6 protein-coding genes, 1 tRNA gene and 2 pseudogenes are annotated in these 7,287 nt (G+C 35.3%); 1 reads left to right on the top strand and 8 read right to left on the bottom strand.

The genetic code is table 11. The features are described 5' to 3' along the window. Positions 1–257: 257 nt before the first annotated feature. From ACG9ZB_RS05935 to ACG9ZB_RS05925, 3 genes are read right to left on the bottom strand one after another with little or no spacing between them, the layout of a single operon-like run. Entirely contained in the window at positions 258–671 is a 414-nt protein-coding gene (locus ACG9ZB_RS05935; protein WP_419324788.1) for a hypothetical protein, read from the bottom strand. Further along, the gene (locus tag ACG9ZB_RS05930; protein ID WP_419324786.1) at positions 664–2,082 is read right to left on the bottom strand and encodes a hypothetical protein; all 1,419 of its coding nucleotides are present in this window, start codon (positions 2,080–2,082) and stop codon (positions 664–666) included. Before ACG9ZB_RS05930 ends, ACG9ZB_RS05935 begins: the two co-directional genes overlap by 8 nt. A gap of 9 nt (positions 2,083–2,091) precedes the next feature. Then, entirely contained in the window at positions 2,092–2,457 is a 366-nt protein-coding gene (locus ACG9ZB_RS05925) for a hypothetical protein (protein WP_419324784.1), read from the bottom strand. A gap of 88 nt (positions 2,458–2,545) precedes the next feature. On the opposite strand from ACG9ZB_RS05925, the gene ACG9ZB_RS05920 reads away from it, so the two are divergent. After that, positions 2,546–3,244 (top strand): hypothetical protein, encoded by a 699-nt coding sequence (locus ACG9ZB_RS05920; protein WP_419324782.1) that lies wholly within the window; start codon positions 2,546–2,548, stop codon positions 3,242–3,244. 179 nt (positions 3,245–3,423) lie between these two features. On the opposite strand, the pseudogene ACG9ZB_RS05915 reads toward ACG9ZB_RS05920, so the two are convergent. The 5 genes and pseudogenes from ACG9ZB_RS05915 to ACG9ZB_RS05895 form a co-directional block, all read right to left on the bottom strand. Further along, positions 3,424–4,456: pseudogene (locus ACG9ZB_RS05915) on the bottom strand (IS3 family transposase); the annotation flags it as partial. A 98-nt stretch (positions 4,457–4,554) separates the two neighbouring features. Next, positions 4,555–4,665, bottom strand: a pseudogene (locus tag ACG9ZB_RS05910) (transposase); the annotation flags it as partial. A 63-nt stretch (positions 4,666–4,728) separates the two neighbouring features. Next, a complete protein-coding gene (locus ACG9ZB_RS05905; protein WP_419324780.1) occupies positions 4,729–4,962 on the bottom strand; it encodes a hypothetical protein in 234 nt (77 codons plus the stop codon). Positions 4,963–5,166: 204 nt separating this feature from the next. Beyond that, positions 5,167–5,243, bottom strand: a tRNA-Val gene (locus ACG9ZB_RS05900). 43 nt (positions 5,244–5,286) lie between these two features. After that, a complete protein-coding gene (locus ACG9ZB_RS05895; RefSeq protein WP_419324778.1) occupies positions 5,287–7,278 on the bottom strand; it encodes a transglutaminaseTgpA domain-containing protein in 1,992 nt (663 codons plus the stop codon). Positions 7,279–7,287 lie beyond the last annotated feature (9 nt).

The raw sequence follows: 7,287 nt of genomic DNA, 5'->3' as shown, positions 1-7,287 counted from the left end.
CAACTATGAAAGACCACACCAAGCAAACAAAGGAAGGCCACCTCTAATGGCTGCTTAACCTCTACTTTTAACTTCGGTTATTTATGGGAGGATTACCATTTCTCTACAGCTTTTTTAGGCTTTTGCTTCAAATTGCTCATAGGAATTTTGTATTAAAATATGGCTTGTAGTCTTCGATTATTAGATATAAAAAACCGCCCTTTCAGGCGGTCATTTTCACTTCACTAAGTTGTACCTTTGATAAGGTACTATCTTAATTACTTTAAATATAAGTTTATTACACCAATAATAAAAAACCATGAAAATCCAAATATCCATTTTAAATTAGATATATATAACCAAGATTTATATTTTTTAAAAAATGTATCCATCTTTTCATCATTGATAGATGAAAATAAAATTGGAGGATTTGGAAATACCACTTTTCTCTTTAAAATAATTTTTTCTCGTAAAAAACCTATTTGTATAACAATAGGCAAGAAGCTGAGAACTATATAATTACCTAAATCAATCTTAGTAAAATAACTCTCATTATCAAATGATAATTTACATATTCTAGATAAGTTTCTTTTGATATATGTTCGTTCAATCAACATAGAGATTAAATAAAGAAATAAAAATAATATATTTAATATATTAATTACATTATAAAAAAATTGAGAATTACTCATAATATTCATTTATCTGATCTGCTATAAATGTTTCAGCTATATCACCACTAGATTTCCCTATTTCTCCACCAATGTAGCCTCCAGCTGCAACAGCTAAACCAATAACAATTAGCCCTACTCCTCCAGTACCAACTCCAATTATTAGACCAACTACCGTACCAGCAGCATATCCTCCTAATGATGCTCCACCGGCACTACCTGCAATCTTTAAAGGTTCTACAATTGAAGCTTTTCTGAGTTCATCATTGTCACCTGATTCATATGCTTTATGAATAGTTAATCCTGCTTCTACGGCATCCATCCCTAAAAAAAGCCAGCCACCTGCTTTGACGGTTTTACTAACTTTTCCTGCATCATTAATATTATTTAGATATCCATCTAAACCACCTTTATAGTTTTGTCCACGAACAAATGCTGTTTGGTGTAAGTGGCGACGAAGATTCGGAGTTTTTATACCTGTATCGAAATGAAAAATCCTACGAGAATAAGCATTGTCAAAATCTTTAAATAGTTTCTCATTTGCTCTTTTAAATTCAGCGAATTTTTTAGGGTTAGCTAATCTACTATTCTTCGCTCTTTCTACATTCAATTGATTAAGAATTGCACCGTAGTTTTTTAGTACTCGCTCTTTAGACGAATCTGCTAAATTAAAAGCACCATCTAAAGTGGATTTTATTGCTGATCCATTTATGTTATCTGCATATTTCTCAGTAAAGTCCATATCTTCTTCAGCTAATTTTGTTAAACCAGCGTAAGGATCATGAAGTGCATCAAAGAAAAACTCATAATATTCGGCGAAAAATTCAGCATCAAATTTAGGATCTTTAGTAAGGGTATCTAACTTTTTTTGAGCCTCTTTAGCTTGCTGCTTATACTTATCTAATCTTTTACCCTTAGTTACGTTTGATAAAATTACTACTTGCCCTGGATTTAAATATCTCATTGAGGCAAGAGTCCCTAAATGAGTATTATTCTTTTGAAGAATTTCCCAGTCTGATGGTGTTAAAGGGGCTTTAAAAACTTTACCTACTAGTTCTAGAACAGTCTGTTTACTTTTCACCAAATACCATGCTGCTTCATCATCTTTGATATACACATCTTGAATATTTTCAGTAGCTTTTTTAGTTAATGCTTTGGTTAACTTTATTTTAAATAAGCTCCAATTATTCTTACCAGGATATGGCTTGGCCGAAATCGTTTGGATTACCTTTCCACGAAGATAAATCTCATAAGTCAAGGTCGTATTTAAATTGTAAATTTCATACAATTTTGTAAACCCTTTATCATCAAAATTACCTAAATCTGATAAAGTGATCCTCTTACTCTGATTATTTTTAACAATAAACTTGTATTTCAGATCTTTTAGCTTTAGTGGACTATCAACTTTTAGCTCTAATTTAGAATAATGCATATTCTTGTCCTAATTTTCTGATGTTCCACCATCTTCGGCTTCTTCAATTTCAGTATTTAACACTCTTGTAACAATAGTTTTTTGTGTTGATGTAGTTTTTAATTTCATAAGTCCATCTTTGTTTGTTACACCTTTTTGAACATTTCCATCTTCATCGATTAATAAATATGGCTTATTACCCAACACTTCATTATCTTGATTTTTAACAAGATACTGCAAAATATAAGGGTTCTCTTTATCAGGTAGATATGGGACATCATAATCAACATCCGCCCCACTTTTGAATGAATGTTGGTCTGCTTTGGCTTCAAACTTTGCAGGCGTAATAATTTTAATACCATCCTTATTGATGATAATTTGAGAACCACCAGCCATGGGTTTACCTATTTTTTTTCAATTGTAATAAATAATCCAAAATTGGATTAATATAAAAAATATAATGATTCAGTGCCTCAGACTAAAAATGACATTCATTGTAGCCATCCAATTAAATGATAGCATCGTTATTACAGCAGACAATAAACATATTGTAATCAATGACATTAGTGAAAGCTGTGAGAAAATAGAAAAGACGGCAAAAATCCATTCTTGGAATGATGGGGTTATCACAGGTACAGGTGAAAGCTATGTCATTCACAGATCAATTGAGTTATTTAAAAAATTAGCATTATCAGATATCACGAAACTTCCCGAATGCCTCGATATATCTAGACAATTTAGAGAGCTAGAAATTGGGAAAAGTTATTTTCAAGTCGAAAATACTAAACTGTTATGTACTAGCTATAGTGAAGAAGGCGCTCAACTTTATAAGATAGAACGCTTTGATCCCTCACAGCCTTATACCTTAACTAAAATCAAGCCGATGGATATTACTATCTGGCTCTTTAGCCCTGATATTGATGCAATTTCAGTTGATCTTAAAAATCTCTATGCAAATCTTAAAGATTACATTGCTTTTCCTACTCAAGCAGATTGGATCAATCACTATATCAACTATTTAGCCCCTATCTACCAAAAGCAAAGTCAACAAGATTCATTCATGAGTCAAAGCTTTGATATCTTTTTTCAAACCAAGAATGAATACATATCAGCTCACGTGCCCAACACCCAAAATTCAGTACTCGAATTCAAAGAAATTACCAAAAATTTACAATCTATTTAATATAATATTTTGAAGTTAAAGAGCCCTTCTACTAAAGATTTCTTAGCCCACAATTCTATTTTATCAACACATAAAAAACCGCCCTTTCAGGCGGTCATTTTCACTTCAATAAATTGTACCTTTGGTGCGGAAAAGTCTGATATACGCTGAATTATCAGGAGACTTTCCCTTGGGAGATTCTAGGCAGCCACCTTATAAAAGTCTTCGGCCATTTGATTTGGTGTCTTAAAACCCAAACCCTTTTGAATTCTTCGATGATTATAAAATAACTCAATGTATTTTATAATATCTGCTTTGGCTTCTTCTCTGGTTTGATAGTTGTAATGATGCACTAACTCATTTTTCAGTATTCCCCAAAAGCTTTCAATCGGTGCATTATCGTAACAGTCTCCGCGCTTGCTCATTGAACCTTGAAAACCATATTGCTCAAGTATATTTCGATATTCATGGCTGCAATATTGACTTCCTCTGTCTGAATGCACAATCAGTTCTTTGGTTGGTTTTTGATTGGGAATAGCCATATTTAGCGCATTACAAACAAGCTGTGTTGTGATGCGCTCATTTAAGCTATAGCCAACCACTTGCTTCGTGTAAAGGTCTTTTACCGCTGCTAAATACAGCCATCCTTCAAAAGTCCATATGTACGTAATATCACTTGACCATGCTTGATTTGGTCTAGTCATTGAGAATTGTTGCTCCAGCAGGTTTCATAGATCGCTCGATTATGGTCACTATTCGTAGTTCTTTTAAAACGCTTGTGTCGCTTACAATACAGGTGGTTCAGCGCTTTTATCTGACGTACAGCGTACATACTCATTTTTATACCCTGAGCTTGTAAGTATTTGGTTAATCGAATATAACCATAGCTCTGCCTTGTCTCCTCATGGGCTATTTTCACCAATATCGTCTGTTGATTTCGTTGAATCGTTCTTTTGCTCACGCCTCTCTTGAGCCAATCATAAAAACATGAAACTGAAACATGAAGTAATCGAGCCATTAAGGTAATTGGAAAAGAATATCTTTTTTGTTTCATATAGGCGTACCTTACTGACTTTCTTTGGCAAAGTACGCTGCTGCCTTTTTTAAAAATTCACGTTCCATTTCAGCTATTTTGAGCTGTTGTTTGAGTTTTTTATTTTCTTCGAGTAGAGCGTTTAGATCAGGTGAATACTGTTTTGTACCTGCTAAAGTTCCAGCCTTTGCTTTGGTATTCTATAGCTAAATTCTAGAAACACTAGCACATGGAAACATCTGTAAAACCTCATTTCCTATGGTTTTAGGTGTGATAATAAATTAAGTATTCAGCTATAATTTGAAAGAGTTTGCATTGAAATGCTAAGTTGTCTAGCTGTTTCCGAGACATTGCCTTGATTGGCTTCAGCTTTAAATTCTGTGGTGTAAGTCTTGTGTTTCTTGCTCATGGTAAACTCCTGATAAGTGTGTTTAGTTTACCAAGTTAAAACCTCCTGTTTTTTCAGCACACATCACCAAAATCCTTGCTCAATAAAAGGAAAAGCCTCTTTTTCTAAAGAGTCAATTACGTGGGCTGCTAAACTTTTAACTTCTGTTGTGTAATCTAATTCTTTGAATAGATCCCAACTTTTGTTTGGCTGCATTTCATGACAATGATTGATGATCGTTATCATGAAATTATCAATATCTAGATCATTTTTATGAAGATCAATTTTTTTAAAGATTTTTACGAAGTCAAATGACATAAACAGCCTACATTTTTCCAAAATTTAATTAAGTAAGAATAGATGTCCAAATTGTTATTTATTTAGCTACCGTTAATCATCGTTTTTAAGTTTAAATGAACGAGTTTTCCACATTGGGGAATTACGCCATTCCCCGAAAATACCCCGAAAACAAAAAGCCCACTTTTTAAGTGGGCTTTAATGTGTTGAAATATCAACGAATTTTGGTAGGTATATCCAGACTCGAACTGGAGACCTCTACGATGTCAACGTAGCGCTCTAACCAACTGAGCTATACACCTGAAGTAAAAGCATAATATTCACTTTTAAAAAGTATGACAAGCGCTATTTATTGTTTCTTAAAGTAAATGTACAAGTTTTAAGCATCTGTTTAAATTGTTGAATATTTTTTAAATTCAACCTATTGGAATAACGCATTTGCTGATAATACTCAGCTGCCTGCTGAAATAAAACTTGCTGTTCAGGTTTAACGTCTTGAGCTAAACGCAACAACCATTTGTTTACCGTTTCGGCATCTTGTTTACGCTGTTCAGTTGTTAAGCTTCTAGAAAAAGACTGAACGACCATGTCATATTCAGAAGTTTGAGCACGTTTATGCAAAAATATAACGCGCCAGTACAGTAAAACTAATCCACCAATGCCAATCATAATCAGCAATACCAATGAATAACTGGATTGAAGTCCTAGCTTCTGTAACCAACCTCGTTGAGTCTCTGCATTATAGCCAACCACCTTACTTTGCCATTGGTAGCTTGCATAATCGCTCCAAATGCGTATTTTGTTTAATACCGAATAGCGCTGTACATTCCATCGACTACTCTCACCCCAAACACTGGCATCTTTGCTCATTAAATCTTGCATACCTTGTTCAATACGCTGTGGTGCAATCATGGCTGTTGGATCATAGCGTTTCCAATGCCCATCCACAAAGACTTCCGTCCATGCATGCGCATCTAACTGTCGAACTTCCCAACTTTTTTCATCTGGTGAAGGCTGACCACCTTGATACCCAACCACAATACGTGCTGGAATTCCTGCATAACGCATCAACATCACGAAGCTAGAAGCATAATGTTCACAAAAACCCTGTTTGGATTGAAACAAAAACTCATCAATACGATGCTGACCCAACAAGCCCGGTTGCAAGGTATAGCTAAAACCATTGTTGCGATACCATTGCAAAACATTTTGGATATAACGTTTCGGGTTCTCGTCACTTTGCTTAAACAGCTGCTGTGCCAATTGCTGCGCTTTCAAGTCCATGTGCTCAGGCGCTTTTAAGTTTATGCTTCGTTGTATTTTAGATAATTCACTTTGGCCAAATTGAACATTTCCCATCCATTGCAATGCAATAGGTTCCACACGCTGCACTTGACGATAAGCCTGAATACTCCAATCCTGACGTAGCTGATAACGTCGCTCTAAGGGTTGTGAATATTCCAATGCCATAATCCACGGAATCGCGACATCAGCGGGTAGATATTGATAGTTCCATTTTTTGGATGTAGAGATATGCGTTAAGGTATCATCCGCAATACCTTGTTGATTAATAAAACTACTGGTCCACTTTTGCCCATCATATTGATCTAAGACCATCGCGCGCCAATAAAGCTCTGAACGATTTGGGAGCTGAGTGACATCACCAATAATACGAAAAGCCAAATGACTGGACTGGGATAATTGCGCAATATCTCCAGGTGACATACTGTCACTCATGCCTGTCACTGCTTTATTTTCAGGAATTGGAATATGCCAAAGTGGCGGTAAACGCGGGAAAAAGATAAACAGCAGCACAAAAAAAGGCAGTGCGAGACCTACAAATTTAATGACGTGTTTTGCATCTTGCCTTAATGCCATACGATTCGAGTTTTCAGATGCAAAATAATGGGTTTGCACTCGATATAGCCCCAACAAACAACTCAATAAACAGAGTAAAACCATCACCGCCGTCATAAATGACTGACTATGTAAAAACATACTCGCCGCAACAAATAAAGCAAAGTTAAACAAAATGATCACATCACGCTGCGTTTTTGTTTCTGAGGCTTTAGCAAAGAGAAAGATACTTAAAACGGCTACGCCCGCTTCCACCCCTAAAAAGCTTTGATAGCTCCAAAAAGTGACCGCTAGAGCAGCAAGGGTCAAAATGTAAATTGCCCATTTCGGGAAATGGTTGCCCGTAGATTTCATGAAATACCATAGACAGCCAATACAAATGGCAAAAATGACACTCAAGAGCATAGGACTAAAACTTAGTTGTGTGATCCAAATCAAACTCAGTGTCAGTACAATGGCAATACGAATAGAAGAATGCATATTACTCTC

It is taken from the genome of Acinetobacter johnsonii (assembly GCF_048551975.1).
Classification (GTDB): domain Bacteria; phylum Pseudomonadota; class Gammaproteobacteria; order Pseudomonadales; family Moraxellaceae; genus Acinetobacter; species Acinetobacter johnsonii_A.
This window is presented reverse-complemented; position numbering and strand designations above follow the sequence as displayed.